The 25,973-nt window shown below is 74.8% G+C and carries 25 protein-coding genes; 15 read left to right on the top strand and 10 right to left on the bottom strand.

The window, feature by feature from the left end:
- Positions 1-122 precede the first annotated feature (122 nt).
- Positions 123-2,012: a glycoside hydrolase family 15 protein gene (locus BBK14_RS13765; RefSeq protein WP_071062551.1), complete on the bottom strand. Its 1,890-nt coding sequence runs from the start codon at positions 2,010-2,012 to the stop codon at positions 123-125.
- 159 nt (positions 2,013-2,171) lie between these two features.
- Between BBK14_RS13765 and BBK14_RS13760 the strand changes: the two genes are divergently transcribed.
- Positions 2,172-2,573: a hypothetical protein gene (locus BBK14_RS13760; RefSeq protein WP_071062549.1), complete on the top strand. Its 402-nt coding sequence runs from the start codon at positions 2,172-2,174 to the stop codon at positions 2,571-2,573.
- Here BBK14_RS13760 and BBK14_RS13755 read toward each other — a convergent pair.
- Positions 2,557-3,117, bottom strand: a complete 561-nt coding sequence (locus BBK14_RS13755) for a PGPGW domain-containing protein (protein WP_071062547.1) — start codon at positions 3,115-3,117, stop codon at positions 2,557-2,559. The genes BBK14_RS13760 and BBK14_RS13755 overlap by 17 nt on opposite strands.
- A gap of 611 nt (positions 3,118-3,728) precedes the next feature.
- Here BBK14_RS13755 and BBK14_RS13750 point away from each other — a divergent pair.
- The 3 genes from BBK14_RS13750 (at position 3,729) to fabI (ending at position 6,326) form a co-directional block, all read left to right on the top strand.
- Entirely contained in the window at positions 3,729-4,211 is a 483-nt protein-coding gene (locus BBK14_RS13750) for a cation:proton antiporter regulatory subunit (protein WP_071062544.1), read from the top strand.
- 24 nt (positions 4,212-4,235) lie between these two features.
- Positions 4,236-5,450 carry a cation:proton antiporter gene (locus BBK14_RS13745; protein ID WP_071062542.1) on the top strand — a complete coding sequence of 405 codons (1,215 nt, stop codon included), beginning with the start codon at positions 4,236-4,238 and terminating at the stop codon, positions 5,448-5,450.
- Between the two features lie 102 nt (positions 5,451-5,552).
- Positions 5,553-6,326: an enoyl-ACP reductase FabI gene (fabI, locus tag BBK14_RS13740; protein WP_071062540.1), complete on the top strand. Its 774-nt coding sequence runs from the start codon at positions 5,553-5,555 to the stop codon at positions 6,324-6,326.
- Positions 6,327-6,560: 234 nt separating this feature from the next.
- Here fabI and BBK14_RS13735 read toward each other — a convergent pair whose 3' ends face one another.
- From BBK14_RS13735 to BBK14_RS13725, 3 genes are all read right to left on the bottom strand, one after another.
- On the bottom strand, positions 6,561-7,292 hold the full coding sequence (locus BBK14_RS13735) for a DUF5701 family protein (protein ID WP_083390925.1): 732 nt from the start codon (positions 7,290-7,292) through the stop codon (positions 6,561-6,563).
- A 212-nt stretch (positions 7,293-7,504) separates the two neighbouring features.
- Positions 7,505-10,552: a pyruvate dehydrogenase gene (locus BBK14_RS13730; protein WP_071062538.1), complete on the bottom strand. Its 3,048-nt coding sequence runs from the start codon at positions 10,550-10,552 to the stop codon at positions 7,505-7,507.
- 12 nt (positions 10,553-10,564) lie between these two features.
- Complete coding sequence (locus BBK14_RS13725) at positions 10,565-10,873, bottom strand: DUF167 domain-containing protein (RefSeq protein ID WP_071062536.1); 309 nt, start codon at positions 10,871-10,873, stop codon at positions 10,565-10,567.
- 95 nt (positions 10,874-10,968) lie between these two features.
- Between BBK14_RS13725 and fabG the strand changes: the two genes are divergently transcribed.
- The 8 genes from fabG (at position 10,969) to BBK14_RS13685 (ending at position 17,454) form a co-directional block, all read left to right on the top strand.
- Positions 10,969-11,685, top strand: a complete 717-nt coding sequence (gene fabG, locus BBK14_RS13720; protein WP_071062534.1) for a 3-oxoacyl-ACP reductase FabG — start codon at positions 10,969-10,971, stop codon at positions 11,683-11,685.
- Positions 11,686-12,011: 326 nt separating this feature from the next.
- Positions 12,012-12,317 (top strand): hypothetical protein, encoded by a 306-nt coding sequence (locus tag BBK14_RS13715; protein ID WP_071062533.1) that lies wholly within the window; start codon positions 12,012-12,014, stop codon positions 12,315-12,317.
- A gap of 72 nt (positions 12,318-12,389) precedes the next feature.
- Positions 12,390-13,643 carry a ferrochelatase gene (locus BBK14_RS13710; RefSeq protein WP_071062531.1) on the top strand — a complete coding sequence of 418 codons (1,254 nt, stop codon included), beginning with the start codon at positions 12,390-12,392 and terminating at the stop codon, positions 13,641-13,643.
- An 18-nt stretch (positions 13,644-13,661) separates the two neighbouring features.
- A complete protein-coding gene (locus BBK14_RS13705) occupies positions 13,662-14,177 on the top strand; it encodes a DUF3090 family protein (protein ID WP_071062528.1) in 516 nt (171 codons plus the stop codon).
- 439 nt (positions 14,178-14,616) lie between these two features.
- Positions 14,617-15,141, top strand: a complete 525-nt coding sequence (locus tag BBK14_RS13700) for a PadR family transcriptional regulator (RefSeq protein WP_071062527.1) — start codon at positions 14,617-14,619, stop codon at positions 15,139-15,141.
- On the top strand, positions 15,138-16,265 hold the full coding sequence (locus tag BBK14_RS42840) for an ABC transporter ATP-binding protein (protein ID WP_476739393.1): 1,128 nt from the start codon (positions 15,138-15,140) through the stop codon (positions 16,263-16,265). Before BBK14_RS13700 ends, BBK14_RS42840 begins: the two co-directional genes overlap by 4 nt.
- Positions 16,259-16,732: a hypothetical protein gene (locus tag BBK14_RS13690; RefSeq protein ID WP_071062525.1), complete on the top strand. Its 474-nt coding sequence runs from the start codon at positions 16,259-16,261 to the stop codon at positions 16,730-16,732. Before BBK14_RS42840 ends, BBK14_RS13690 begins: the two co-directional genes overlap by 7 nt.
- Positions 16,729-17,454, top strand: a complete 726-nt coding sequence (locus BBK14_RS13685) for an FtsX-like permease family protein (RefSeq protein ID WP_071062523.1) — start codon at positions 16,729-16,731, stop codon at positions 17,452-17,454. The genes BBK14_RS13690 and BBK14_RS13685 overlap by 4 nt, the downstream gene beginning before the upstream one ends.
- 100 nt (positions 17,455-17,554) lie before the next feature.
- Here BBK14_RS13685 and BBK14_RS13680 read toward each other — a convergent pair whose 3' ends face one another.
- From BBK14_RS13680 to BBK14_RS13665, 4 genes are read right to left on the bottom strand one after another with little or no spacing between them, the layout of a single operon-like run.
- Positions 17,555-18,334, bottom strand: coding sequence for a hypothetical protein (locus BBK14_RS13680; RefSeq protein WP_198541270.1), 780 nt, complete (start codon positions 18,332-18,334; stop codon positions 17,555-17,557).
- 18 nt (positions 18,335-18,352) lie between these two features.
- Positions 18,353-19,207: an SGNH/GDSL hydrolase family protein gene (locus BBK14_RS13675; protein ID WP_071062631.1), complete on the bottom strand. Its 855-nt coding sequence runs from the start codon at positions 19,205-19,207 to the stop codon at positions 18,353-18,355.
- 30 nt (positions 19,208-19,237) lie between these two features.
- Positions 19,238-20,434 carry a glycosyltransferase gene (locus tag BBK14_RS13670; RefSeq protein WP_071062521.1) on the bottom strand — a complete coding sequence of 399 codons (1,197 nt, stop codon included), beginning with the start codon at positions 20,432-20,434 and terminating at the stop codon, positions 19,238-19,240.
- Positions 20,431-21,696 carry a glycosyltransferase family 4 protein gene (locus BBK14_RS13665; protein WP_241831468.1) on the bottom strand — a complete coding sequence of 422 codons (1,266 nt, stop codon included), beginning with the start codon at positions 21,694-21,696 and terminating at the stop codon, positions 20,431-20,433. Before BBK14_RS13665 ends, BBK14_RS13670 begins: the two co-directional genes overlap by 4 nt.
- Before the next feature lie 331 nt (positions 21,697-22,027).
- Between BBK14_RS13665 and BBK14_RS13660 the strand changes: the two genes are divergently transcribed.
- The 3 genes from BBK14_RS13660 (at position 22,028) to BBK14_RS13650 (ending at position 24,660) form a co-directional block, all read left to right on the top strand.
- Positions 22,028-22,480: a DUF3099 domain-containing protein gene (locus BBK14_RS13660; RefSeq protein WP_241831467.1), complete on the top strand. Its 453-nt coding sequence runs from the start codon at positions 22,028-22,030 to the stop codon at positions 22,478-22,480.
- Positions 22,481-22,490: 10 nt separating this feature from the next.
- Positions 22,491-23,672, top strand: coding sequence for a CaiB/BaiF CoA transferase family protein (locus tag BBK14_RS13655; RefSeq protein WP_071062627.1), 1,182 nt, complete (start codon positions 22,491-22,493; stop codon positions 23,670-23,672).
- An 85-nt stretch (positions 23,673-23,757) separates the two neighbouring features.
- Positions 23,758-24,660 carry an SAM hydrolase/SAM-dependent halogenase family protein gene (locus BBK14_RS13650; RefSeq protein ID WP_071062625.1) on the top strand — a complete coding sequence of 301 codons (903 nt, stop codon included), beginning with the start codon at positions 23,758-23,760 and terminating at the stop codon, positions 24,658-24,660.
- 76 nt (positions 24,661-24,736) lie between these two features.
- On the opposite strand, the gene pucL is transcribed toward BBK14_RS13650, so the two are convergent.
- Positions 24,737-25,642, bottom strand: a complete 906-nt coding sequence (gene pucL, locus BBK14_RS13645) for a factor-independent urate hydroxylase (protein WP_020459844.1) — start codon at positions 25,640-25,642, stop codon at positions 24,737-24,739.
- Positions 25,643-25,973: the final 331 nt, after the last annotated feature.

Below are 25,973 nucleotides of genomic sequence, written 5' to 3'. Positions count from 1 at the left end.
GGCGTCGCCGCGCCTGGTCCGGGTGGCCGCCCGCGGTCCGCGGCGCGGCGTCTACCTGCGCTCCAGTATCCCGGTACACCGTCCGTGACCGGTGCCGGCCCGGCCGGCGGCCGGTGCCGTGGTCAGCCGAAGAAGTGGCCCGGCGGGTGCGCGCGGTCGGTGCGCGAGCGCGGCCGGCCGCGCAGCGCGTCGGTGAGCGTGCGCGCGGTGTTGACCAGCGGGACGTGGCTGAACGCCTGCGGGAAGTTGCCGGTCATCCGGCCCAGCCGGGGGTCGTACTCCTCGGCCAGCAGCCCGACGTCGTTGCGCAGCGCCAGCAGCCGCTCGAACAGCTCCTGCGCCTCGTGCACCCGCCCGGACAGCGCGTAGTTGTCCGCCAGCCAGAAGGTGCAGGCGAGGAAGGCACCCTCCCCGGCCGGCAGGCCGTCGACGGCGCCGTCCTCGGCCGTCGGGTAGCGCATGACGAAGCCGTCCTCCATCAGCTCGCGCTCGATGGCGGCGACGGTGCCGACGACCCGCGGGTCGGTCGCCGGCAGGAAGCCGACGAGTGACATGTAGAGCAGGGCCGCGTCGAGCTCCTTCGAGCCGTAGAACTGGGTGAACGTGTTGCGGTCGGAGTCGAACCCGCGGGCGCACACCTCGTGGTGGATCTCGTCCCGCAGCGCCGACCACCGCTCGACCGGGCCGGGTAGCCCGGACTCCACGATCCCMCGGACGGCCCGGTCGGCGGCCACCCAGGCCATGACCTTCGAGTGGACGAAGTGCCGCCGCGGCCCGCGGACCTCCCAGATGCCCTCGTCGGCCTTGCGCCACCCGGTCTCGAGGAAGTCCATGAGCTTGGTCTGCAGCTGCCAGGAGCCGTCCCGGCCGTCGTCCTCGGAGGAGTGGATCCCCGCGAGGAAACCGTCACGGGCCGAGCCGGGACGCCGGTTCGCCACCGCGACGCGGGCCACGTGCAGGGCGTCGAGGWCCTCCCCGTAGACGTCGAGCTGGAACTGGTCGACGGCGGCGTTGCCCACCCGGACGGGGGAGGAGTTCTCGTAGCCCGGCAGCCACGGGACCTCGTACTCGGGCAGCCGCCGCTCACCGGCCACCCCGTACATGATCTGCACCCGGGACGGGTCGCCGGCCACGGCGCGCAGCAGCCACTCCCGCCAGGCCGTCGCCTCGCTGGTGAAGCCGGCGTCGAGCAGCGCCAGCAGGGTGATCGTGGCGTCACGCAGCCAGCAGTAGCGGTAGTCCCAGTTGCGGACGCCGCCGATGTGCTCGGGCAGCGAGGTGGTGACCGCGGCGACGATGCCGCCCGTCGGGGCGTAGGTGAGCGCCTTCAGGGTGATCAGCGACCGGCGGACCGCCGGCTGCCACTGGCCGTCGTAGGTGCAGCCGGCCATCCAGTCCGACCACCACGCCTCGGTCTGCGAGATCATCCGCCGGACATCCTGCGGGGCCGGCGCCGGTTCGTGCGAGGGCCGCCAGGTGAGCGAGAACGGGACGGACTGCCCGGCCGAGACGCTGAACTCCGCGTAGGTGGCCATGTCGTGCCCCTCCATCGGGGCGGTGGTCCACAGCGTCACCGAGTCGGGGCCGGCGATCGCGGCGACCGAGTGCTCGTCGAGCCGGCGCACCCACGGCACGATCGAGCCGTAGTCGAACCGGAAGCGGGTCTCCGACCGGAGCCGGACGGTGCCCTGCAGGCACTCCACCAGCCGCAGGACGACGTGCGCCCCCGCTCGGGGGAACATCGCGTCCACGATCCGGACGGTGCCCGACGCGGTGGTCATGTCGGTCTCGAGCACCAGGGTGTCGCCGCGGTAGCGGCGGCTCACCCCGATCACCGGCTCGACCGGCGCGATCTTCCAGTGGCCGGACTCGTTGTCCCCGAGCAGCGCGGCGAAGCAGGCCGGGGAGTCGAACCGAGGCAGGCACAGCCAGTCGATCGAGCCGTCGCGGGAGACCAGCGCCGCCGAGTGAGTGTCTCCTATCAGCGCGTAATCCTCGATCAGGGATGGCACGTTCTCTCCTAGTTACCAGGGCCGGCTACCGTGCTGTGCCGCACAAGGTCGTTCACCTTACGGACCCGTCCGACGGAATACGTTGAGGGTCCCGGTGTACGCCGCTCCGTGGCGCCCGCCGGACCAGATTTCGTGCCCCGCTGTGACAGGAATCGCCTGATGACGACGTCCGCCCCCCCGCACTGGATCCGCCAGACGATCGGGTACCTGACCGATCCGCGGCGCCGAGCGGCGGTGGTCCTGGGCGGGCTGGCGACGGTCGGGCTGATCGTGTTCGGCGTGTACGCGGTGATCGACGGCCCGCCGCCCAAGGTCGAGGCGGTGGTGTACTTCGACCCCGCCGCGACGGCCGCGGAGAAGGACGCGGTCCGCGCCGCCTGTCCCACCGTCGGGGGAGCGCGCCAGGAGCCGCCCGACACGAACAACCTCGCGACCAGCCGGGCCTACCCGCTGCGCTACGACATCTCGCAGGCCTCCTCGGCTGACAGGGCGGCGATTTACAAGTGCGTGCAGGGCCAGCCGAAGGTGATCGGCATCAGCGAGTTCACGCAGGGCCAGTAGCCCGCTGCCGGCTCGGCTCGGCGGGCGCGGAGTTCACGCCGTGCTCGGGCTTCCCGCCGTGCTGGAACTCCCCGTCCTGCTCGAGCTTCTCGGCGTGCTCGCGCTGCTCGATCAGCTCGGCCGGTGTCGGCAGCCCGGCCTCGCGGGCCTGCCGGGCCTGCCAGAGGCTCACGAACATCGTCGAGAGCACCACCAGCCCGGAGAAGATCAGGCTGCCGCCCGACCACGGCGACGACGCGGGCAGCGTGTCGACGACGATCCAGACGATGCCGGCGGCGATCATCCCGATGCCGAACACGACGGTGAACGCCGTCGACCACGCGTTGGCGGCGGCCTGGTCGGCCAGGTCGGCGGCCTTCTGCCGGGCCTGCTCGAAGCGGTGCCGGGCCCACTCGTACTCCAGGCTCAGGATGAAGAACCCGAGCGCGACCACCAGGAAACCGGGGCCGGGCAGCGCGAGCATCGCCACGCCGAGGCCGAGCACCGCCAGCCCCAGGATCGTGAGGGCGACTCGTCGGGCCAGCCGTGCGCTTCGATTGAGCACGATGCCGTCTTCCCGGCCCGCAACCGGGCCTGCGTCGTGGGCCCGCGGAGCGGGGCCTGTCTCGGAGCCTGTCCGGTCGCCTGTTCCTGCGCGTGGCACGGTGCCGCCGGCGGCCCACGTCCTCCGCACGTGCAACGGCCCGCTGTGTGAACGGCGTTCCCGCTGACTGCCGCGCGAACCCGCCGCCCGCTTTCGGACGGCCCGTCCGGGCGGTGCCGGGGCACGCTGTCGGGGCGCGCCGCCGGGGCACGCCGCCGGACGGCGGGACACCGGGTTCCGACCACATCCACCCGCAGCTTGCGTCCACCTGCAGTTTGCGCCATCTTGTGGCCCCACGGGTGGCACAAAGGCTGTCGACATCACGTCACCGGTCCGGCCGGCGGGCGGGACCGGGGCGGGGCGGGCGGTGCCGGTTCCGCGGGTATGCCGGGTGCCCGGATCGGACGGACCGGGGCCGACCGGTCCCCGGCGGGCTACTGTGACGATCGGAAGCGGGACCGGCGGCGGGCCCGGCGGGCGGCGGGGGCGCGTCAGCGCCCGACCGGGTGTCCCGGGCCCGGTCGGCGTCCTCCCGGAACGACGCGTCAGTGCTGACGGAGGCTCAGGAAGAAGTGGACGTCGAGGAGACCCCGCTGCCCGGGATCGGGCTGCGGCACGACTTCAGTACCCGCTCGGGCCGCCGGCTCGGCGTGGTGAGCCGCCACGACGGACGTCGTGACCTGGTCATCTACGATGCGGAGGATCCGGACGCATCCCGCGAGTCGATAACACTCACCCCGGAGGAGGGGGACGTGCTCTCCGAGCTGCTCGGCGCTCCGCACATCGTGGAGAAGCTCGCCGACCTCTCGCGCGCGTTCGCCGGGCTCGTCGGCGAGCAACTCGAGATAACCGCGGGCTCCCCGTACGCGGACCGCACGCTCGGTGACACCCAGGCCCGCACCCGCACGGGCGCGTCCATCGTCGCCGTCGTCCGCGACCACGAGGTCCTCGCCTCGCCGCGGCCGGACTTCCAGTTCCACCCCGGGGACATCGTGGTCGTCGTCGGCACCCCGGAGAACACCGCCGCCGTCGCCCAGCTGCTGCGCGCTGGCTGACGGGGAACGGGCGACCGACGACACGTGCACGACACGGCGAGGATCTTCCTCGAACTGGGCGCGGTGCTGTTCGCGCTGGGAGTGCTCGGCCATTTCGCGTTGCGGGTCGGTATCTCACCGATCCCGCTGTACCTCATCGGTGGTCTCGCCTTCGGGCACGGCGGTGTCCTGCCACTGGGCGCCAGCGAGGACTTCATCGAGATCGGCGCCGAGATCGGTGTCATCCTCCTGCTGCTGACACTCGGCCTGGAGTACACCGCCGAGGAGCTCCTGCACGGCCTGCGAAGACAGGCCCCAGCCGGGGTGCTCGACCTGACGCTCAACGCCGCCCCCGGCGTGGCGGCCGCGTTCCTGCTCGGCTGGGGGCCGCTGGCGGCGGTGGTCATGGGCGGCGTCACCGCGATCTCCTCGTCCGGGATCATCGCCAAGGTCCTGGGGGATCTGGGCCGCATCGGTAACCGGGAGACCCCGGTCGTGCTGTCGGTGCTCGTGCTCGAGGACCTCGCGATGGCCGTCTACCTGCCGGTGGTCACCGCGCTGCTGGCCCATCACACCTTCGCCCGGGGCTCGCTGACAGTCGCGGTGGCGCTGGGTGCGCTCGTCGCCGTCCTGTACGTCGCGCTGCGGCACAGCGACAAGGTCACCCTGCTCGTCTTCAGCCCGACCGCGGACCGCAACGACGAGGTCCTGCTGCTGCGGTCGCTGGGGCTGACCCTGCTCGTCGCCGGCGTCGCCCAGCGCATGCAGGTCTCCGCCGCGGTCGGCGCGTTCCTGGTCGGCATCGCGCTGTCCGGGCCGGTYGCGGAGAGCGCGCACGAGGTGCTGACGCCGCTGCGCGACCTGTTCGCCGCCGTGTTCTTCGTGTTCTTCGGCCTGCAGACCGATCCGGTCGAGATCCCGCCCGTGTTGCTCGCCGCGTCCCTGCTCGCGCTCGCCGGCGTGGCGACGAAGATCGTGACCGGATGGTGGGCCGCGCGGCGCGCGGGCATCGCGACGATGGGCCGCTACCGCGCCGGCGCCGCGCTGGTCGCCCGCGGCGAGTTCTCGATCGTCATCGCCGGGCTGGCGGTCGCCGCCGGAGTGAACCCGCAGCTCGGGCCGCTGGCCGCGTGCTACGTCCTGCTGATGGCGGTACTCGGCCCGCTGGCGGCGCGGTTCGTCGAACCGGTCGTGCGAACGATCCGCCGCTGGTCACAGGCCCGCAGGCCACCGGACCACGCCACCGCGCGCGGCGGGTGACCGCCCTGCCGCGGGCCGTGTGACCCGCGGCTGGGCGCCGGCGCGCGAATCTCGGCCGGGCTGGCGGGATTCACCCGGCGATGTTTGGCAGGATGACGCTCCATGACCGGACTTCTCGAAGGCAAGCGCGTTCTCGTCACCGGCGTCCTGACCGAGGCGTCCATCGCGTTCAGTGTTGCCCGCATCGCCCAGGAGCAGGGTGCCTCCGTGGTGCTCACCGGGTTTGGCCGCGGCCTGTCCCTCACCCGCCGGATCGCGCGCCGCCTACCCACCGAGCCGCCGGTCGTCGAGCTCGACGTGACTGACGAGGAGCATCTCGCCGAGCTCTCCGCGAAGGTCCTCGAGCACGTCGACGGCCTCGACGGGGTGATGCACGCGATCGGGTTCGCGCCGGAATCGGTGCTGGGCGGCAAGCCGTTCGTCGAGGCGGCCTGGTCGGAGGTCGGTACCGCGCTTCAGGTCTCCACCTGGTCGCTCGCGTCCCTGACCCGCGCGACCATGCCGCTGTTCGGCGAGCGCGCCAGCATCGTCGGCCTGGACTTCGACGCCTCGGTCGCCTGGCCGTCCTACGACTGGATGGGGGTCGCCAAGGCCGGGCTCGCCTCCGCCGCCCGCTACCTGGCCCGGGACCTTGGCCCCAGCGGAGTGCGGGTGAACCTGGTCGCCGCCGGCCCGCTGCGCACGATGGCGGCCAAGAGCATCCCCGGGTTCAGCAAGTTCGAGGAGGTCTGGGGCACCCGGGCACCGCTCGGCTGGGACATCGCGGACACCACGCCCGCGGCGCGCGCCTGCGTCGCCCTCCTCTCGGACTGGTTCCCCGCGACGACGGGCGAGATCGTGCACGTCGACGGCGGCTTCCACGCGGTCGGCGCCTGACCTCCGGGACGGCGCCCCACGCAGCCCTGGCCGGCCCCTGAAACCACAGCCCGGCCGCGGGGCCTTGAAACCGCGGCCCGGCGGTGGGGCATCGGAATTCCATCAGTTCAGTTATCTCTTCACTGCCTCGCCTCCTCGCCCTTTTGTGACGGTCTCGCCGTTTCCGGAGCGGATTCGGGGTCTGGGGCTCCGGAAAGGACGAGGAGCCGAGGAAAGGGCGAGGAGGGGCGAGGGTCAGCGGGCGGCGTGGCGGGTGGCGGCGGAGGCGGTGCCCAGCCAGGTGTGCGGGTTGCCCTCCCAGCACCAGCCCAGCTTCGGTGCCCGGCCCGAGATCCACATCGCCGGCACGCGGCGGTCGCCCCGGCGTGATCCGGACAGCATGAAACAGTTGTTCTTCTCCAGCGCCTCGGGGAAGTGGGTGACCACCGCGATCCCCTCGTGGATCGTCAGCGGCGAGCGCCCGCGCTCGAGAATCGGTGGCAGCGCGTCCGCGGGCCGGATGCCGCGGAACTCCTCCCCGCGCTCGACGTCGGTGAGCAGGTACACACCCGCGTGGGGCACGTTCAGCTCCGGCAGCGGCCGGTAGGGCGCGAGGCCCTCCTCGCCGTGGTTGCGGTCGACGGTCCCGGTGTCGGCGCGCCCGGCGAGCGTGAGCAGCGGCACGATCTCCTCCGCCCGGACGAGCTCCCCCGACACAACCAGGACGAAGGGCATCCACGACCGGGTCGCGGGCCGGAACGGGCCGGGCACGGCGGCGTGGGCGACCGTCCGCAGCGGCTCGCAGAGCGCCTCGAAGTCGGCCGGAGACATCCCCGCCAGCTCGGGGTACCCCAACCGCACCAGGCCGGCTACCTGCCTGTTGAACGCCTGGTCGAGTGGATCGGGCCAGCCACCGGTTCCTTCCGTGATCGGGTCGACCTCGTCGGTTCGCACGGCGGTGCTCAACGTCGCGGTGCGGCTCGGCATGCGGCATCCCCTCGGCTTTCGGTGGGTTGGGTGGCGTCGTACGACCCCGTTTCCCGGCACCGGTCCCGGTGCCGGATCTCGGACGTCCCACCCTCAACGCCGAGCGTTCCCAACGGGTTCCGAGCGCTGTCGGGACGGGCTGGCCGGGTCGAGCCAGTCGATCCGGGTGTCTCTCCCGACGGCTGACGCGTCCCGGCCCGGCAGGCGGCGGCTCAGTACGCGGCGGCCTCGTCGATCAGGTCGAGCGCGGCTCCGACGATGGTCGCGGTGTCCACCGGGGCGCCCGCGCCGCCGGCGGCGGGACCACCGGGGGAGCGGGGATCGGCCGGCGCGCTCGGGACCTGCGCGGTTTGGCCCGGGGCGGTCGGGATCGGGGCGGCCGAGCCGAGTGTCGTGACGTGCTCGCCGTGCACACCGGCGAGGAAACCCAGCGTCCGCGCGTCGCCGTCGACCACGGTCAGCAGCGGGCCGCGGCGGTTGGGTGGGAAGAGCTCACCGAGGACGGCGTCGTCGCCGTCGGCGAGTCCGCGCCGGGCCTGTAGCGCGTCGAAAAGCAGGTCCGGGGACGTCACGCAGACCACGCCGATCTCCCGGCGCAGCCCGGAGCTCAGCTCGTCGGCGGCCCGCAGCACCTCCGGCATGACGGCGCCCATCCCGACCAGGGTGAGCGGCGCGGACGGCTCGCCCGGGCGCAGCCGGTACCCGCCGGCCAGCACCGCCGCGCGACGCCGCCACCAGCCGGCGGCGTCGCCGGGCAGCCCGGCGAGCCGCTGGTCGACGGGCCGCGCGCTCAGCCGGATCAGGCTGGACGCGCCGTCGACGCGCCCGAGCCGGCGCAGCGCCTCGAGCAGGCACCAGACCAGGTCCTGCGCGAAGGCCGGCTCCCAGCAGGCGATACCCGGGACGCCGATCGCGCCGTGGCGCCACCCGCCCGGGCGCACCGGGTCGACACCGGTGTCCGCGACGGTCAGCAGGGAGCGTCCGTCGGCCGCCCCGCCGGAGGCCCATCCGGGCAGTACCCGGGTGACCGACATCTCGTCACTCACCCCGATGGGCAGCAGCGGAAGACCCAGCCGGCTCCACGCCACGCCGAGCGAGGCCAGCACCCCACCGAACGCGCCGGCGGACAGGCCGCCGGCCACATGCCGCCCGCCGCCGGAACGAGCCCCCTCCGGCCCCGGCCCCGCAGGGCCTGGTTGTCCCGCCGGCCCTGCGGGGCCCGCCGACCCTGGGAGCCCCGCCGGTTCGGGTGAGCGGGCGGGGCCAGCCGGTTCGGCGGGGCGGGCACCCGCCGGGCGGCCGAGGACGGGGGCGCCCCGGACGGGTTCCGCACCGCCGCGGGCCGCACCGCCGCGGGCGGCCTCGATCCACCCGGTGAGCACCCGGTCGGCGTCGCGGGTCGAGATCGTCACGACGGCCGCCGCGGCCTCCGGGGCGAGCGAGGGCAGGTCCCGCAGGGTGGCACCGAAGGCCTCCTGCGTCGACCACCAGCCGGTCGGCGGGCGGCCGGCGTCGACCGGCACCGCGGGTGCCGCGCCGAGCGACTGCGGGGCGCGGTCGAGGTAGGCCGCCACGTGCCGGGCGAGCCGGCCCGCCGGCAGTGCCACGGGCAGTGCCGCGGACGGCCGCCCCGGCGCCCCGGCCCCAGGCCTCGGCCCCGCCGGCACCAGCGCGGCCGAGGGCGCCCCAGGTAGCAATGCCCCGGGTAGCGGTGCCCCAGGTAGCGGTGCCGTGGTGGGCGGTGGTGCCGGGGCGGTGGGCGGCGCGGCCGGGCGGGCGGGCGCGGGCAGCGGGCCGGTGTAGGCGAACAGGACGGTCGGTCGCCCGGCCTCGACCTCGTCGAACGCGTCGATGATCAGCGCGAGGTCGTGGCCGCCCAGATCGCGCAGCGCATCGTGGATCTGCTCGTCGCTCAGTCCGTCGAGCAGCCGGTCGACACCGGCCCCGGAGGCTCCCGGACCGGCGAGCCGGCGCCGCAGCTCGGTCCCGTCCAGTTGAAGCAGAGCGAGGTACTCGGCGGGCGACATCGCGTCCAGCCGGGCCCGCAGCGCCGCGCCGCCGGGGGCCCGGAACAGGGCGGCGAGCCGGCGGCCGTAGCGCAGGGTCAGCACCTGCCAGCCGGCGGCCTCGAACATCCGCGCCGCCCGGGCCGGCCCGCCGACGCCACCGGGCGGCCCGCCCGGGCCGGGGCCGGCTGGCGTCCCCGGCGCCCCGGAGTCGGTCGGCGCGCCGCCGGTCACCAGGACCACCCAGAACAGCTCGCCCAGGTGGGAGACCCGCTCGTCGGTCACGGCCTCCCAGACCGCGGAGTCGCGCAGCTCCGCGAAATCGATCAGGCAGATCTGGCGGCCGCTCGGGGCACGGTCGAAGCGCTCACCCGCGAAGCGGCTGGCCAGCGCCGACCAGATGGTCCCGTTCGGCCCGACGTTGCCGGCCCCGGTCGCGCGCGGCGGCCGCCGGGTGGACGGCCCCGCCGCGGCGGCGCCGTCCACCCGGTCGAGGGACGGCAAGCGGTCGGGTGGCCGCGGACCGGCGGCGACCGGAAGGCCGGCGGCGACCGGAAACGCGGCGGCGAGCGGAGGGCCGCCGGGCATCGGCGGCTCGTCACCGTCGAGCGCGGACCGCAGAACCTGGTGGACGGCTCCCAGCAGCGGCCCCGCGTGCGGGGTGGCGGAGACCCGGTCGGCGACCCGCAGCGTGTCGAACCACAGCGCCGCGGCGATCGTGGACGCGGCCTCGCACATGGCCCGGTCGGCGGCCGCCCCTCGTGGGCCGCGGGCGCCGGTCGAGACGGCGTGGTCGATGCCTGCCGCCGCGAGCTCGCGCAGCCGGGCCTCCACGGCGGCCAGCGCCGCGAGGTCGAGCACGCCGCCGGGCGGCCCGGGAACGATCTCGCCGAGTCGCGCCGCCTCCTCCGAACCGCCACCGGTGTCTTCCCCGGCGGCACCCGTCGCGCCGCCAGGCCCGCCCATGGCATCGGGCCCGCTCCGGTTACCGTGCCCGGCCGAGTCACCGAGGCTCGTAGCGGCACCGGCCGCGTCGCCGGGACCTGACCCGCCGGGGCGTACCTCGCCGGGGCCGGTGTCGGCGCGGCCGGCGTCGCCGCGGTTGTCATGGCCGTCACGGCCCGACGCGGCGTCGTCGGCGGGCGACTCGGCCGGCATCGCGGGATCGATCGTCAGGTCGTCCCGGCGGCCGTGGCCGTGCGTGTACTCGCCGGCTCGGATGTCCGTCCTGCGCAACCCCCGCCTCCGTCCCATCGCCTCGACGACCTACCTGGAGTCCAGACGTGCGGCCGGGTCGGAATGTTGCGCCAGTTCCTCGACTCGCCGCGTGATGACGTCGTCCGGAGCGTCCACCTCGATGAACTTGACCCTGCCGATCGAGCGGATCAGGGCCACGTCGGACCGGCGGACACCCAGTGCCTGCGCGAGGGCGCGCAGCGCCGCCTCGTTCGCCCGGCCCTCGACCGCCGGTTCCCGTACGCGCACGACCAGCAGCCGGCCGTGGGTCGGGTCGGACGTCGCCGGCCCCACGGCCGTCCGGTCGGCGGCGGGACGCACCCGGATCGCTACGCGCACCCGCCCATCGTCCCCGACGGGCCGGCGGCACGGGGCGGGGAGTGTCCCGGGTGGCATGGGCTCGCGCGACCCGGTGGGCCGCTACGATCCCGGCCATGGTCGAGAACGAAGGTCGAGTCGCACTGGTGACCGGTGGCAACCGTGGGATCGGCGCCGCGTGCGCGGCGGCGCTCGCGGCCTCGGGTGACCGGGTGGCCGTGGCCAGCCGCGGTGGCGAGGCACCCGACGGGATGCTCGGGGTGCGGATGGACGTCACCAGCGCGGACAGCGTCGACAAGGCGTTCAGCGAGGTCGAGGCCGCGCTCGGCCCGGTCGAGATCGTCGTGTCCAACGCCGGCATCGTGCGCGACACGCTGATGCTCATGATGTCGGAGGACTCCTTCCGCGACGTCGTCGACACCAACCTGCTCGGGGCCTACCGGGTGGCGAAGCGCGCGTCGCGCTCGATGATCCGGCGCCGCAACGGTCGGTTGATCTTCATCTCGTCGGTGGTGGGGCTCTCCGGCGGTCCGGGGCAGTCGAACTACGCCGCCTCCAAGGCGGGCCTGGTGGGTTTCGCCCGGTCGCTGGCACGCGAGCTCGGCGGCCGCGGGATCACCTCGAACGTGATCGCCCCGGGTCCGATCCGCACGGACATGACGGACGCGCTCACCGACACCCAGCGCGAGTTCCTCGTCGCCGCCACCCCCGCCGGACGGATGGGCGACCCCGCGGAGGTCGCCGCGGCGGTGGTCTTCCTCGCGTCGCAGGGTGCCGCGTATGTGAACGGCGCGGTCATCCCGGTCGACGGTGGCGCCGGCATGGGCCACTGACGGCCCACACCGGCAACCGGCGCGCGTCGGCGGCGCGGCCAGCGGAATGACGCGCCCGGCGCGTGGCGTTGCAGCCCTGAGATGACAGCAGCCGTGAGATGACAGTGACGGACGGTGCCGCCCGCCCGTCGCCGGCCACGGCCCGTGGCGACGCCCCCGGCGGGGAGCGTGCCGCCCGCCCGGGCGGCCCACGGGTCGACGCGGCGGGTGCTGATGGGCCACGGTGGGAGTGGACGGATCGCCGGGCGGGCGGGCGGCCGTCCCCCAGCGCGGCGCGCCGGAGCGCCGCGAGGGCCGGGTGCGCGAGGGCCGGTGGAGGTGGCGCCGTGAGCATGATCAGGGTCGAGTCGCGGGGAGGCCGCGGCTACGCGGTCGAGGTCGCCGAGGAGACCGCGCCCGGGGCGCACGGGCTGGCGTTCTCCTACTCCGTCCGGGTGGACGACGAGGTCGTCGACGCGCTGGGGCTGGATCCGGACGACGACGCGGCGCTGACCGCCCTCGTCCGGGAGTCCTTCGCGTTCCTGCTGGCCCGCGAGCCGGCGGGCGACATCCTGCGCTCGTTCGACCTGTCGACGATCTCGCGGTACTTCCCGACGTACCTCGACGAGATCCGGGGCCGGGTGCCGCGCTGACTGCGCGGGCCCGGCTGGCGGACGGGCGCGACGTACGACGTACGACGGGGGCGACGTACACGGAAAGGGGACATGACGGTGCCGACGGACGCCGCCGGCCACGGCCGCGGGATCGACGTGGACGCGCTGCTGCTCGTCTCCTTCGGCGGTCCGGAGGGGCCGGAGGACGTCCTGCCGTTCCTGCGCAACGTGACCCGCGGCCGCGGCGTGCCCGAGGCGCGGCTGGCCGAGGTCGCGGCGCACTACGACCGCTTCGGTGGGCGCAGCCCGATCAACGACCAGAACCGGGCGCTGCTCGCCGCGCTGCGGGAGCGGCTGGCCCCGATGCCCGTGTACTGGGGCAACCGGAACTGGCAGCCGTACCTCGCCGACGCCGTGGCGCGCATGCGGGCCGACGGCGTGCGCCGGGCGGCCTGCTTCGTGACGTCCGCGTTCGCGTCCTACTCGGGGTGCCGGCAGTACCGGGAGGATCTGGCGGCGGCCCTGGAGCAGGTCGGCCCGGGCGCCCCCGACCTGGTGAAGCTGCGGCTGTTCTTCGACCACCCGGGATTCGTCGAGCCGATGGTCGACCACTGCGTGCGGGCGCTCGCGACGCTGCCGGTGGCGGTGCGCGACGAGGCCCGGCTGGTGTTCACCGCCCACGCGCTGCCCCGCTCGCAGGCGGCCGCGAGCGGGCCGGACGGCGGAGCCTACGAGCGCCAGCTCCGCGCGGCCGCCGGTGTGATCGCGCAGCGCGTCGCCGCGCGCGTCGGTACCCGGCACGAGTGGCAGGTCGCCTACTGCAGCCGCAGCGGCCCACCGAGCGTGCCCTGGCTCGAACCGGACGTCAACGACGCCCTGGCGGCGCTCGCGGACGGCGGCGCGCGCGCCGCGGTGATCGTGCCGGTCGGTTTCGTCAGCGACCACATGGAGGTCGTCTACGATCTCGACGTCGAGGCGGTGCGCACCGCCTCGGAACGCGGCCTGGCGGTCGCCCGGGCGGGTACCGTCGGCACGGATCCCCGCTTCGTCGCGATGGTGGCCGATCTGGTCGCCGAGCGCCGTTCCCCCGAGTGGGAGCGGCCCGCGCTGAGCGGCGAGGGGCCGTCGCACGACGTCTGCCCGCTGCACTGCTGTGACCCGGGCGCTCGGCGCCCGGCGGCCGCCGGTGTCCCGGCGGATCTGTGCGCGCACGGCCCGGCACGTTCCGGCGTGACGGCGTCACAGCCGGGCAGGCCGGCGAACGCGGAGCGCTCCCGGCATGGTGAACCGCGCAACGAAGCGACGATACTGGTGGATGAGCGGGCAGGTACGTCGCGGTCCGACTCTCACCCCGCAGGCGAATAAGACGGAGCGATCCGAGACATGCAGCGATTTGTGTTCGACCCGCCGGAGCGGTTCGTGGTCGGGACCGTCGGGCAGCCCGGTGACCGCGTGTTCTTCCTCCAGGCGGCGGCTCGTGGGCAACTCGTCACGGTGGGTCTGGAGAAGACCGAGGTGACGGCGCTCGCCGAAGGGCTGACGGCCCTGCTCGGCCAGGTGGGCCAGACCCAGGGGATCGCGCTGCCGGCCGCCTCCGACGTCGAGGTCGACCTCGCCCCCCTCGACGCCCCGTTCGAGGAGGACTTCCACCTCGGCCAGCTGACGGTGTCGTGGGACGGGCAGCGGGTGTTCGTCGAGGCCGCCGGACTCGCCTCGAGCGAGCCGCGGATCACCGACACCGAGAGCGACGTCGACTCGCTGCGCGTCGGCCTCTCGATCGAGCAGACCAAGGCCTTCATCGAACGGGCCCGCAGCATCGTGGCCGCCGGCCGCCCGCCGTGCGTGCTCTGCGGCCGCCCGGACGGCCCGTCCGGCCACTTCTGCCCGCGCCTGAACTGAGCCGCGCAGCGGCAAGGCCGCCGGCTGTCGGGCTGTCGGGCCGCCGTCGGGTACCGGGCCCCCGTCGGGTACCGGGCCCCCGTCGGGTACCGGCGATCCCCACCACCGATGGCCACCTCGGTCTTCGATCATCACGGCCCGCCGGATCGCCATCTACCGGACAAAACGCCCGTCGGGGGCCTCCGATCAGCCATCGAGGCCGGGCCCCACCTCGCCCCGGTCTCAGCCCGGTCTCAGCCCGAGACGCGCTCGCGCCGAAGCTCGACGGTGTCGGGCCGGGCGCTGGTCGAGGAACCAGCCCTCTGGGCCCTGCGGGCGCCCTGCGGGCTGCCTCCCGCCCTGGACGGTCCGCCTGCCGGTTGACGTCGTCACGGGGGGCGTCGGCTGGCCTGCGACCCTCTATGCATGACATGTATACATGCAATGTATAGTCGCGATCATGTCGATTGGACACGCGCTGCTCGGGCTCCTCGAGTCCGGCCCGCGACACGGCTACGACCTCAAACGGTCCTACGACGACCGGTTCGGGCACGACCGTCCGCTTCACTACGGGCAGGTCTACGCGACCCTGGCCAGGCTGCTGAAGAACGGCCTGGTGGAGGTCGAGGGCGTCGCGCCCGGCGGCGGCCCGGACCGAAAGCGCTACGCGATCACCGACACCGGTATCGCCGACGTCGAGCACTGGCTGGCCCAGCCGGAGAAGCCTGATCTCTACCTGCAGAGCACGCTCTACACGAAGATCGTGCTCGCGCTGCTGACCGGGCGGCCGGCGGTCGACCTCCTGGACGCCCAGCGCGCCGAGCACCTTCGGCTGATGCGGGAGCTCACCCGGCGCAAGGCTGGCGGAGACCTGGCCGACCAGCTCGTCTGTGATCACGCGCTGTTCCACCTCGAGGCCGATCTGCGGTTCCTGGAGCTGGCCGCGGCCCGCCTCGACCAGCTCGCGGCGAAGGTCCGTTCATGACCGACACCGCCGCCGCAGGCGTTGCCATGGGCCCTGCCGAGGCCGTCACGTCGCTGCTGCGCGCGGTCGACCTGTACAAGAGCTTCGGCGCCACACCCGCGCTCGCCGGGGCGTCCCTCGAGATCCGGGCGGGTGAGGTCGTCGCGCTGATGGGCCCGTCCGGGGCCGGCAAGTCGACACTGCTGCACTGCCTGGCCGGGATCATCGGGCCGGAGCGCGGGCATGTGCGCTACCGCGACCGGGTGATCTCCGGGATGTCCGACGCCGAGCGCAGCGCGCTGCGCCGCCGCGAGTTCGGCTTCGTGTTCCAGTTCGGTCAGCTGGTGCCCGAGCTGTCCTGCGTCGAGAACATCGCGCTGCCGTTGCAGCTGAACGGCGCCGGCCGCCGCGACGCCCACCGCCGCGCGTTGGGCTGGCTCGACCGGCTCGGCCTCGAAGGGCTGGCCCGCAAGCGGCCGGGGGAGGTGTCCGGCGGCGAGGCGCAGCGGGTCGCGGTCGCCCGCGCCCTCGTCGGCGAGCCGAAGGTGATCTTCGCCGACGAGCCGACCGGCGCGCTGTTCACCACGAACTTCAGACCCGTCCGGATCGACCACTTCGGGATGGAGGTGATCGAAGGGCCCACCTCCGACTCGGGGGTCGTGTCGGTCGAGGGGCCCCCGTCCGTCCTGATCAGGATCTTCAGTCTTCTCTGCGTCGTCGTGCTCCTGCTGCCGGTCGGCATGCTCACCGTCGCCGCGACCCGGTTCGGCGGCGGGGCGCGTGACGGTCAGCTCGCCGCGGTGCGCCTGCTCGGCGCGGACGCCCGCACCGCCCGCTGGATCGCCGTCGGTGGCGCGCTGCCCGGCGCTGTGCTCGGGTGCGCCGCCGGGGCGGCGCTGTTCGTCACCGGGCGTGGTGCCGCCGGGTACCTCGCCCTGATAGGCACCAGCGTCTTCGCCTCGGACGTCTGGCCCGGCCCGCTCTTCGTAGCCGCGGTGCTGCTCGCGGTGCCGGCCGCCGGAGGTTGTGGTGGCGCCTCCCGGCCCTCGCCGCCGGGGTCGCTTCGCTGCTCACGCTTCCGGAGGGGCTTGGCTGGTCCGGCGGATCGCGCGACGACGTCCAGCTCGTCGCGGGCGCCGTGCTGACGCTGCTGGGTGTCGCGGCCCTGACGCCGTGGCTGGTGGAGAAGGTGGTTCGACGGCTGCCCGGCGGACCGCTCGGCTGGACGTTCGCCGTACGCCGGCTCCAGCTCGGTGGCGGCGTCACGGTGCGGACCGTGGCCGCGGTGTCGGTCACCATCGCCGGCGTGGTCGCGCTGCAGATGCTCTTCTCGGCCGCGGACCGGGAGTACCTGGCCGGCGTCGACCCGGCCCGCGACCGCGATCTGCTGGCGGTCGAGGTACCCGCCACCGCCGCGACCGCGGACGGGCTCACGCGGGTGCTGTCCGCCGCCCACGGGGTCCGCTCCGTCCATGCGTACTCGACGTCCAGCGTGTCCTGGGGGCAGTCGGTCGGTGGAGATCAGGCGTTCGACTGGGGGGCGTTCACACCGCTGGTCGTCGGTGACTGTCCGTCGTCGGTGTCGACCAGCTCACCGACCCGGATGTCGTGACCCGCGCGGGCGGCGATCCGCTGATCCCCGGGCCCGGGGTGACCGTGACCGTCGCCGCCCCCGGAGATCCACGCTGGACCGTTCCCGCCACCATGAGGGCGGCGACCGTCCGTTCCGGGGCGCTTCTCGGGACCGCGGACAGCCTGCTCGGCAGCCTGTTCGTCACCCCGGGGGCCCTGGCGGGCGACCTCCGGCCGGCGTCGACGGTGACCGGCATCGTCCGGATCGACCTGGCTGACCCGGACGCCGCGGACAACGTGGCCAACGCGATCGCGGGCGTCGCCCCGCTGCGGTCGCTGTCCGGGGCGCTGCTCGGCGACGATCCCGCCTACGCGCCGGTCCGGACCGCCATGGACCTCGTGATCGTCGCGTTGTTCGGTGCGGTCGGGACCGGCCTGGTCATCACCGTCGTGGAGGAGTCCCGGGAACGGCGGCGGGCGCTGGCGGTGCTTTCCGCGGTGGGCGCGCGGCGGCGCACCGTGGCCGGGTGGGTGCTGTGGCAGACGGCCATCCCGATGATCCTCGGGGTGCCGCTCGCCCTCGGGGCCGGCCTGGGTCTGGGAGCCGCCCTGCTCCGGGTGGCCGGCGTGGCTCCGACCGTTCCCTGGACGAACATCGTGGTGGTCTGCGCGACGGCGTTCGCCGTCGTCCTCGTCACGACGGCGGCCAGCCTCCCGGCGCTGGGCCGGCTCATGCGTCCCGACGGCCTGCGCGTCGGGTAGGCCCCCGCGTGCCGAGCGGACGTCCGCCACGCGGATCAGCGACTGGCGGGGAACACGACTGGCGGGGAACGCGGCGGGCGGGGTCAGCGGCCTGCGCGGATCAGTGGCTGGCGTAGGCCGGGTCGAAGGCGTCGTAGGCCGCCTCGTAGGCCCGCCGGACCGCGCCGGACAGGCCCCGCAGGGCCGCGGAGCGGCGGCTGACCTCGGTCGCGGTGACCGCGGCGCCGTCGTCGCGGGCGGCGAGCTCCAGCAGTTCGGCGAGCCGCTCGGCGCGGGCGAGCAGGGCGTGCGCGTTCGGCGGGTAGCCCGGCCCCAGCCCGGGGCCGGGCTCGGGCTCGCCGCGGTCGCGCAGCAGGGCCAGCACCTCCGGCCGGGCGCTGGCGATGTCGAGGTCCACCAGCGCCGCCGTGGTCTGCCTGATCGCGACCGACAGCTCGTGGTCGGCGGCGCGCAGCCCGGCGGGTGGCGGTGGAACCCGGCCGGCCCGCAGCACCCGCCAGTGCACGGACTCCAGGCCGCCCTCGACGGCCGGGCCGTGCACGATCACGGACGGCACGAGGACGAGCGGGGGCGTGGGCCCGATCACCACCAGCGCCTCGCCGGCGGTGAGCGCGTCCCTGTTCACGTCGGGCGGACCCGGCAGGCCGCTCACGTCACCGGGCACCGGGAGCACCAGGCGCATCCGTTCGGCTCCGGCGCGGCGCAGCGCTCCGAGGCCGAGGACCAGAGGTTCGTCACCGACGGTATGCGGCGCACTGCCGCCCAGCGCCTCGTGAACCTGGGTGATGACGTCGTCGAGGCCGACGAGTCCGGCCAGCCAGGCGTTGCCCCAGCCGGCGAGGACGCCGGAGCGCGGGGAAGCGGGCAGGTCGGCAAGCACATGCCTACCGTAGGGAATTCACCGGCCAAACGCGGTACCGAGTCGCCGGAAACCGTGGTTTCGCGGACGCAAATCACGCCGCGGGGCGTGCGCGCGGCCCAGCAGCCAGGGGATCCCGATCGTGGCGACCCAGCGCAGGTGGTCCGCGGTTCCCGGCGGCGGGGGCACGTGCCGGGGGTCCGGCAGCTCGCCGACAGCCATCCCGGTCTCCCGCAGCTTCTCGGCGAAGGCCCCTGCGATAAGGCGATGTCCGTGCGGTCCCGGGTGCACCAGGTCGACGTCGAAGGTGGAGCGCCGGCGGACGGCCGGGTGCCGGCCGAGGTCCACGACGAGCACCCCGTCGTCGCGCGCGGCGGCGGCGTCGACCGCCGCGTTGAGATGTCCGACCCGCTCGGCGAGCAGCCGCTCGATCGGGCCGGGCAGCGGCAGCAGACCACCCGGATCGGGCAGCCGCGCGGTCAGCACGACAATGCCGTCGGTGCGGAGCCGGCCGATGCTCCACACCATGTCCTGGCGCAGCCGCAGCGGGTCGAAGGTCGGCTTGAAGACGTCGTTCATGCCGGCGACCACGCAGGCCAGCGCGGGCCGCAGCGCCAGGGCCACGGGGAGCTGGCGGACGCGGACGTCCCGGGCGGTCGCGCCCGTGCGGGCCAGGTTCTCGTAGTGGACGAGCCCGGGCGGGGCCAGCGCCGCCGCGAGCAGCGCCGCGAAGCCGCGGCCGGCCAGCGCCCCCGGCCCGCGGTCGCGGCCCATGCTGACTCCGTCGCCCAGGCCGGCGGTGAGGCTGTCGCCGAGCGCGACGAAGCCGAGGACGCCGTCCGGGCGGACCAGGCAGAGCGGGCGCGTCGGCGCGGTGCGCGGGTCGTCGTCCACGGCGGTGTCGTCCACGGCGGCGTCGTGGCGTCAGGCCGCGAGGGGGCCCGAGACCGGACCGGTCGCGGGAGCCGCGTCCACCGCGGGGGACGCGGCGGGCAGGTCGTGGCAGCGCAGGAACCCGTCGATGGTGGCGCTCCACGGGAACCGCTCGGCGCGGGCCCGGGCGGCGTCCCGTCGATGGTGGGGGTCGATCGACAGCAGGTCGAGAGCGGCGTCGGCGAACGTGAACCCGGTTCCCGCGGCGCTCGTCCCGGCGGCCCCGTCGCCGGCGGGGTCGGCGACGAGCTCCGCGAGCGCGCTCGCGTGGTGGACGACTGGCGCCGTCCCACTGGCCATCGCCTCCAGTGCGGCCAGGCCGAACGTCTCGATCGGGCCCGGGGCGAAGGCCAGATCGGCGGTCGCGAGCAGGCCGGCGAGCCGCCGCGGGTCGGCGACGAACCCGAGGAAGGCCACCGGCAGGCCCGCGGCGAGGCGTTCCAGGCGGGCGCGGCTGGCTCCGTCACCGGCGATGACGAGGCGTACCGGCACCCGGCGGCGCACCAGCTCGGCCACCGCGGCGAGCGCGATGTCGACCCGCTTCTCCGGGGAGAGCCGGGTCGCCGCGACGATCAGGATCTCCCGGTCCCGGGCGAACGCGCGGCGCAGCGTGCGGTCGTGGTTGGCCGGTTGGAAGCGGTCCAGCTCGACGCCGAGCGGGACCTGGCTCAGGTTCGGCGCGCCGATCCGGACGAACTCGGTGGCCGCCCACCCCGTCGTCGCGACCACGGTGTCGAAGCCCGCGGCGAGCGCCCGGTTCGACCGGTCGGCCGCGGCCCGGACCGGCAGCACCCCGCGCAGCGGAGCGGGCGTCCACAGGCCCAGCAGGCGGTCGAGCCGCTCGTGGCTGACCACGAGCGAGCGGACGCCCTGCCGGCGGGCCCACCGGCCGAGCGGGCGCAGCGTCGCGCGGTCGTGGATCTCGATCCGGTCGGCGCGCTCCCGCTCCATCACCGCGGCCACCCGCCACGGCTCGGCCAGCACCCGGTAGCCGGTGCCGGGCAGCAGCGGCGCGCGCAGGGTGATGATCCGCGCGTGTGCGGTGCGCTCCTCTCCGTCCGCGGCGCCCGGGACGATCTGCACCACCTCGTGGCCGGCCCCCGCGTACCCCGCGGCGAGGTGCCGCAGCGTCGTCCGGATGCCGCCCGACGCCGGCGCGACGAAACTCGCCGCCTGCACGATCCTCATCCTGGCCACCCGTCGGTCGTCGCGGTCGTCACGGTCGTCACGGCGAGCGCCGGCACCGCGGTCATCGGTGTCATCGCCGTCCACGCGGGGCGCGCGGCCTCCGCCGGTCCGGCGATCCGCGTGCCGCCGGGCCCGCGGCGGGCCCGGGTGAGCCGGGTGGGCAGGCGGTGGCGCCGCCCGGCCGCGGGCTGCGCGGTGCCCAGCACGTCCCGGTAGTGCCCGAGCAGCTCGTCGCCGATGGCGTACCAGTCGCAGCCGGCCACCGAGGCGCGCGCCGCGCTCGCCAGCCGGGCCCGCAGCTCGCCGTCCTCGACCAGCCGGGTGACCTCGCGGCGCAGTGCGTGCGGGTCGCCGGGCGTGTAGTGCAGGCCGGTCCGCTCGTGCTCGATGACGTCGAGCAGCCCCCCGGCCGCCGGCCCCACGACCGCGACCCCGCTGGCCTTCGCCTCCTGCGCCGCCTGGCAGAACGTCTCATGCGTGCCGGTGTGGACGAAGACGTCCAGGCTGGCGACGGCGGCCGACAGGTCGGCGCCGGTGCGGAAGCCCAGGAACGCCGCCCCGGGCAGCGCCCTCGTCAGCGCCGGCCGGCAGGGCCCGTCGCCGACGACGACGAGTCGCGCCCCCGGCAGGTCGGCGATGCCGGCGAGCAGCTCGACGCGCTTCTCCCGGGCGAGCCGTCCCACATACCCGACGAGGACCTCGCCGCGCGGCGCCAGGGCGGCCCGCAGCCGCTCGTCGCGGTGATCGGGGTGGAAGCGCTCGAGGTCGACGCCCCGGCTCCAGCGGGCGACCCGCTGCACGCCCTCGGCGAGAAGGGTGTCCACCGCGTCCCAGGACGGCGCCAGCGTGCGGGCGGCGAGGCGGTGCACGCTGGCCAGCCAGCGCCAGATCGTCCGCTCGGCCGCGGAGAGCCCGTAGCGGGTCGCGAACGCCGCGATGTCGGTCTGGTAGACGGCGATGCTCGGTACGCCCAGCCGGCGCGCGGCGTAGGCGGCCTGGGCGCCCAGGCCGGCCGGGGCGGCAAGGTGGACGATGTCCGGGCGGAACTCGCGCAGCGCCGCGGCCAGCCCCGGCCACGGGGTCGCGAAGCGGAACTCGGGGTAGCCGGGCATCGGCGCTGACGGGCTCCACAGCACCGGGGCCCCGGCGTAGCTGCGCGGGGCGGTCCGGCGGGCGGCCGGAGCCGGCGCCGGGGCGACGACGAGCGCCTCGTGACCGGTGTCGCGCAGATGCTCCAGCACCCGGCACACCGAGTTCGTCACGCCGTCGACCTGGGGTAGAAACGACTCACTGACCACGGCGACTCGCACACGAGCACGGTGGCAGCGACCAGCGCCCAGGCGAGGACCATCATCCGTCCACCGCGTAAACATTCGGACACAGATTGGTGGGGTGGGAACTCTTCCAGGTGTCGGATCTCGCGACGGGGATCGTTGTTCCGTCCGCGCCCGCGTGGGCAGGATGTCGCCAGGAGGGGACGACCGTCCCGCTCCGGATCCTCGGCGATGGGCGTTGAGCGGGCCATGGACGTCGTGAGCGGGCAGTGGGCACTGTGAGCGGGCGATCGGTGTGAGGTGGCGGCGGGCCGAGCCCGTGCTGATCACCTCGGCGGAGGAGGCCCGGCCGGCGGAGATCCGGCGCCGGGAGCAGCGCTACATCCTGACGATGCTGGTCCGGGTGGTCTGCTTCGTGCTGGCGGTCGTCGTGTTCACCGGGTGGCTGCGGCTCGTCGCCGTGGGCCTCGCCATCATCCTTCCGTGGATCGCGGTCGTCATCGCCAACGGCGGCCCGGCGCGCTCGGACCGCCGGCAGGCCGGCTTCGCCCCGAAGACCACCGCGGGCGACGAGCCCCGCGCCCTCGCCGCGGGCGGCCACCGGATCGTCGACGCCGACGTGCTGGACGGTGACCTCGTCGACGGCGGCTTCCAGGACGGCAAGGCCGCCGACGCCGAGGTTGTCGACGCCGAGGTTGTCGACGGCGAGGTTGTCGACGGCGAGGTCGTCAACGGCCGGATCGTCGACGGTGAGGCCCGGCCGGGCCGCTAGCCTGGCCGGTGTGCTTCCGCTCGCGGGTGTGACCGTCGTCAGCCTGGAGCATGCCGTGGCGCTGCCGTTCGCGACCCGGCACCTGGCCGAGCTGGGCGCCCGGGTGATCAAGGTGGAGCGCCCGGGGCAGGGGGACTTCGCGCGCGACTACGACCGCGCGGTGCGCGGCGGGATGTCGGCCCACTTCTCCTGGCTGAACCGTTCCAAGGAGTCGCTGACCCTCGACCTGAAGGTGCCCCGCGCCCGGGCCGTGCTCGATCGTCTCATCGAGCGCGCCGACGTCGTCGCGCAGAATCTCGGGCCGGGAGCCGCGGCGCGGCTGGGCCTCGACGCGGCCACGCTCGTCGCCCGCCGTCCCGAGCTCGTCGCGGTGGACCTGTCCGGCTACGGCCCGAGTGGCCCCTACCGCGGGCGGAAGGCCTACGACATGCTTGTCCAGGCCGAGGCGGGCCTGATCGCCGTCACCGGCACCCCGGACCATCCCGCCAAGGCCGGGTTCGCCGCCGGTGACGTCGCCGCGGGCAGCTACGTGATCCAGGGTGTGCTCTCCGCGCTGCTGCGCCGGGAGCGGTCGGGCGCCGGCGCCGTGCTGGAGATCGCCATGCTCGACGCCCTCACCGAATGGATGGGCTACCCGGTGCAGACCGTCGAGCACACCGGGGTCGAGCTGGCCCGGTCCGGGATCGGCCACCAGTCGATCGCGCCGTACGAGGCCTTCCGGACGGCGGACGGCGACGACGTGCTCATCGGCGTCCAGAACGACGGAGAGTGGGCGCGGCTCGCCCGGGGCCCGCTGAGCCGCCCCGAACTGGCGGACGACCCCGACTTCGCGACGAACCAGGCCCGGGCGCGGAACCGGGAGCGCACCGACGCCGTGGTCGCAGCTGTCGTCGCCACCCTGGGCACGGCCGAGCTGGAGGCGGGCCTTGCCGCGGCCGGGGTGGCGTACGCCCGGGTGAGCACCGTCGCCGGCGTGCTCGCCCACCCCCAGCTCGCCGCCCGCGGGCGCTGGGTCGAGGTCGGCTCGCCGGTCGGCCCGGTGCGCCAGACCCGGCCGGTGGTCGAGTTCCCCGGGGAGGACGCCCGTCTTGGCCCGGTGCCCGCGCTCGGCGAGCACACCGACCGCATCCTCGGCGAACTCGGCCTCGACCCGACCGAGATCGCCGACCTGCGCGCCGTCGGCGCGATCTGACGCCGGACCCCGGAGACAGACCCGGGGGCGGACGAGAAGCGTGCCCCGCCTCCCGCCAGCGCGCCTTCTGGCACGCTCGGGCGGCATGAGCTGCGTCAGCCTGACGACCGACTACGGCCTGCTGGACGGTTTCGTCGCCGCGTGCCACGGCGTCCTGCTCCGGCTGGCCCCGGGGGTGCCGATCGTGGACGTGACCCACCTCGTGCCGCGCGGGGACGTCCGGCGCGGGGCCGCGGTCCTCGCTTCCACGGTGCGGCATCTGCCGCGTGGGGTCCACGTCGCCGTGGTCGATCCGGGGGTCGGCACCTCCCGGCGGGCGCTCGCCGCGCGCACGCCCGGTGGGTTCGTGGTCGGCCCCGACAACGGGCTGCTCGTGCCCGCCGCAGAGGCCCTGGGCGGGCTGCTGGCGGCGGCGGACCTCACCATGCCCGAGGGCATCCCGGCGACCTTCCACGGCCGGGACGTCTTCGCGCCGGCGGCGGCCGCGCTGGCCACCGGCCGCCCCCTGGACGCGCTGGGCGAGCGGATCGATCCCGCCTCCGTGGTGCGGCTGCCCGAGCCGTTCGCCCGCGTGCTGCGCGGGCCCGCCGGGTCCCGGCTGGAGGCGGATGTCCTGACCGTGGACGGCTTCGGCAACGTGGCACTGGCCGCGGCGGCGGAGCTGCTCACCCAGGCCGGCCTGCGGCCCGGCGACCGGGTCCGGCTGACCGCCGAGCGGGCCCGGCCGTCCGGCGACCGGGTTCCGCCGACCGGCGGGCGGATCCGGCCGTCCGGCGAGCGGCGAGCCGTGGGGGAGCCCGAGCTCGTGCCCGGGCCGGCGGGGCCGGTGGAGCTCGCCGTCGGCGTCACCTTCGGCTCCGTCGAGCCCGGGGAGCTGGTGCTCTACCTGGATTCGGGCGGTCTGGTCGCGGTGGCCCGCCGGGACGGCGACGCGGCGCGCAGCCTGCGGCTGGTACCCGGGGACAGGGTGATCATCACCCCGGCCTGAGCCCGCCGGCTTGACGGCGGAAGCGGAGGCCGGCCGGCTCAGGCGAAGCCGGCCGGCTCAGCGGGAACAGGGCGGCTCAGCAGAAGCCGGGCGTGCCGTACCAGGCGGCGGGGGCCTCCGGGACGTCGTCGCGCCGCACCGTGCCCTCGATCCGCCCGTAGGGACGGTCCGCGGCCAGGTAGACGGTGTTCGGGTTGTCCAGGCCGAACGGTTCCAGGTCGACCAGGAAATGGTGCTTGTTCGGCATCGACATGCGAATCTCGGCGACTTCCGGGAAAGCGGTGAGGACGGCCTCGCCCATCTGGTGCAGGGTCTGCTGCAGCGCGAGGCTGTGCTCGGCCGCGAAGGTCTCGACGAGCGCGCGCGGTATCCCGGCGGCGAGACGCGCGAAGTCGGCGCCGGACATGCCGTCCGCGTCCAGGTAACGCCACCGCGCTGTGACCTCGGTGGCGAGGATTCGATCGGACGTCTCGGCCAGGGTGGTGTACCGGTCGCGCGGGAATCCGTGGAACTCCGAGCCGGTTGACCTGAGAACGACCAGCCCGGCGAGTCCGGACACGGCGTGGACGGCGTCCGCCTCCACCGTGACCACGGTCGTTCGTGTTCCGCGTCCCGACCGGACGAAGGAGTGGTCGTGTTCCCGCCCGTCGACCGTGATCCGTTCCCACTCGTGCTGCTCGATCTCGATCCGCGCCCCGGTGATCCAGTCGGCGGTGGTCGTGAAATGCCGTCCCAGCCGGCTCGCGAACTGTTCGATCTCGCCTACGCCGCCTTCCCGGGCGAAGGCGTACACGACGTTCTTCTGGGTGTCGGTGGTGAGAACGTGGCTGTTGTCGCCGCGGGTGTGGGCGGCGGTGAAGTCGCCGCGCAGCGCGGTGGAGACCGTCAGGTCGGTGATCCGGTGCGCCGGTGTGGACCGGTCCACGTGGACGAGCCGTACCTCGGCCTTGCCGTACTGGTTCGGTCCGAGAACGATGGCCATGAGCACCTTCCGTGATCGAGCGGGGCGGGCCGGGCGGGGCCGTGGCGCACCGGTCGTGGCGCACCGGCCGTGGCGGTGCCACGGCCCGGCCCCGACCGCCGGACGCCTCATTCTGGTGCGACCGCGGGTGCGGTTCGGTTGGGGGACCGTTTCGGCGCCGTTTCCCGATCGGGCGCGGCTGATCTCTCCCGGGTGGGCCCGCCGTCCCGGCGGATGGCAGCCGTGGAGCGCGCGTTCGGGCGCCGGCCGGTAGGCCGGTGCCGGCGTATCCGTCGCATGGCACGAAAGGCTGGCTTCGTTCCGTGATTTTTGTGGCACTTATCGTTGCCAT

This window comes from Parafrankia soli, assembly GCF_001854695.1.
Lineage (GTDB): Bacteria > Actinomycetota > Actinomycetes > Frankiales > Frankiaceae > Parafrankia > Parafrankia soli.
This window is presented reverse-complemented; position numbering and strand designations above follow the sequence as displayed.

Bases quoted from the DNA above. Each gene is read 5' to 3' on its own strand.
- BBK14_RS13650 (WP_071062625.1), top strand. From the start codon at position 23,758: ATGAGCTGCGTCAGCCTGACGACCGACTACGGCCTGCTGGACGGTTTC.
- BBK14_RS13735 (WP_083390925.1), bottom strand. From the start codon at position 7,292: ATGCCGAGCCGCACCGCGACGTTGAGCACCGCCGTGCGAACCGACGAG.
- BBK14_RS13710 (WP_071062531.1), top strand. From the start codon at position 12,390: ATGACGGTGCCGACGGACGCCGCCGGCCACGGCCGCGGGATCGACGTG.
- BBK14_RS13730 (WP_071062538.1), bottom strand. From the start codon at position 10,552: ATGGGACGGAGGCGGGGGTTGCGCAGGACGGACATCCGAGCCGGCGAG.
- BBK14_RS13670 (WP_071062521.1), bottom strand. From the start codon at position 20,434: ATGAGGATCGTGCAGGCGGCGAGTTTCGTCGCGCCGGCGTCGGGCGGC.
- fabG (WP_071062534.1), top strand. From the start codon at position 10,969: ATGGTCGAGAACGAAGGTCGAGTCGCACTGGTGACCGGTGGCAACCGT.
- BBK14_RS13705 (WP_071062528.1), top strand. From the start codon at position 13,662: ATGCAGCGATTTGTGTTCGACCCGCCGGAGCGGTTCGTGGTCGGGACC.
- BBK14_RS13760 (WP_071062549.1), top strand. From the start codon at position 2,172: ATGACGACGTCCGCCCCCCCGCACTGGATCCGCCAGACGATCGGGTAC.
- fabI (WP_071062540.1), top strand. From the start codon at position 5,553: ATGACCGGACTTCTCGAAGGCAAGCGCGTTCTCGTCACCGGCGTCCTG.
- pucL (WP_020459844.1), bottom strand. From the start codon at position 25,642: ATGGCCATCGTTCTCGGACCGAACCAGTACGGCAAGGCCGAGGTACGG.
- BBK14_RS13700 (WP_071062527.1), top strand. From the start codon at position 14,617: ATGTCGATTGGACACGCGCTGCTCGGGCTCCTCGAGTCCGGCCCGCGA.
- BBK14_RS42840 (WP_476739393.1), top strand. From the start codon at position 15,138: ATGACCGACACCGCCGCCGCAGGCGTTGCCATGGGCCCTGCCGAGGCC.